Annotated in this window: 2 protein-coding genes; one reads left to right on the top strand and one right to left on the bottom strand. The window is 54.8% G+C overall.

What is annotated here, in order from left to right; all coding sequences use genetic code 11:
• Positions 1 to 193: 193 nt before the first annotated feature.
• A complete protein-coding gene (pth, locus tag BBW68_RS12770) occupies positions 194 to 781 on the top strand; it encodes an aminoacyl-tRNA hydrolase (protein WP_070135652.1) in 588 nt (195 codons plus the stop codon).
• A gap of 24 nt (positions 782 to 805) precedes the next feature.
• Here pth and BBW68_RS12775 read toward each other — a convergent pair.
• A partial coding sequence (locus tag BBW68_RS12775; RefSeq protein WP_148127670.1) for an IS66 family transposase occupies positions 806 to 1,180 on the bottom strand: 375 nt, incomplete at its 5' end.

Here is a 1,180-nt window from a genome sequence, read left to right on the forward strand (position 1 = left end):
GGCATCCCCTAGGCAAGATGCGTCTGGTGAGCAGAGTCTTTGAAAGATAAGACCTTTCAATAACACGAAGGCTAACTCATCTAACTCATCAATATCTTTGCAACAGTGCCCCTTTTTGCGCAGATCTTTGAGTTCTCGCAACGGCTTGCGTAAACTAGCTGCTTTCCCCCGCACGCTTCAGGAAACACGACACGTGAGTAGCATCAAACTGATTGTTGGCCTAGCCAATCCCGGCGCTGAATACGCCGCCACGCGTCACAATGCCGGAGCCTCGTACGTTGATTTGCTGGCTGAACGCCACAATCAGTCATTAAAGAAAGAGAGCAAATTCTACGGCTACACCGCCCGGTTAAACATCGGTGGTGAGGATGTACGCCTGCTGGTGCCGACCACGTTTATGAATCTAAGCGGCAAAGCGGTCGCCGCGATGGCGACGTTCTACCGCATCGCTCCGGAAGAGATCTTGGTCACCCATGACGAGCTGGATCTGCCGCCCGGCGTGGCAAAGTTCAAGCAGGGCGGCGGCCACGGCGGTCATAACGGCCTGAAAGATATTATCAGCAAGCTGGGTAACAACCTGAATTTCCACCGCCTGCGCATTGGCATTGGTCATCCGGGCGATCGCAATAAGGTGGTCGGCTTCATACTTGGCAAGCCGCAGTTGGCAGAGCAGAAGTTGATTGATGATGCGGTCGATGAAGCGGCGCGCTGCACGGAAGTGTGGTTGAAGGAAGACCGGCAGAAAGCCATGAATCGCCTGCACAGCTATAAGGCGGGCTAGGTCACATCCAGACCGTATTGACGCTTATACAGATGTAAGATCGGTTTTCCACGGCAGCAGATCGCGCAGTTGGTTTACCGGCCAGTCTTGGATATGGCCCAGAACATAACGTAGCCACGCCTCCGGCACCACATCATTCAGCCGACAGGTGCCGATCAGCGAGTACAGCACGGCTGCCCACTCTCCACCCGTATCTGAACCGGCGAACAGGCAGTTTTTCCTGCCCAGGGCAACGTCCCGCAGTGCGTTCTTCGCGATATTGTTGTCGATCTCCGTCCACCCGTTGCTGTAGTACAGGTTCAGCGCGTCCCACTGCTTCAGCAGGTACGCGAACGCCTTTGCCGTATCCGAGTGATGCGACAGCACCTTCATCTGAACTTGTATCCAGTCGTACAGTGA

Source organism: Candidatus Erwinia dacicola (genome assembly GCF_001756855.1).
GTDB classification, from domain to species: Bacteria; Pseudomonadota; Gammaproteobacteria; order Enterobacterales; family Enterobacteriaceae; genus Erwinia; species Erwinia dacicola.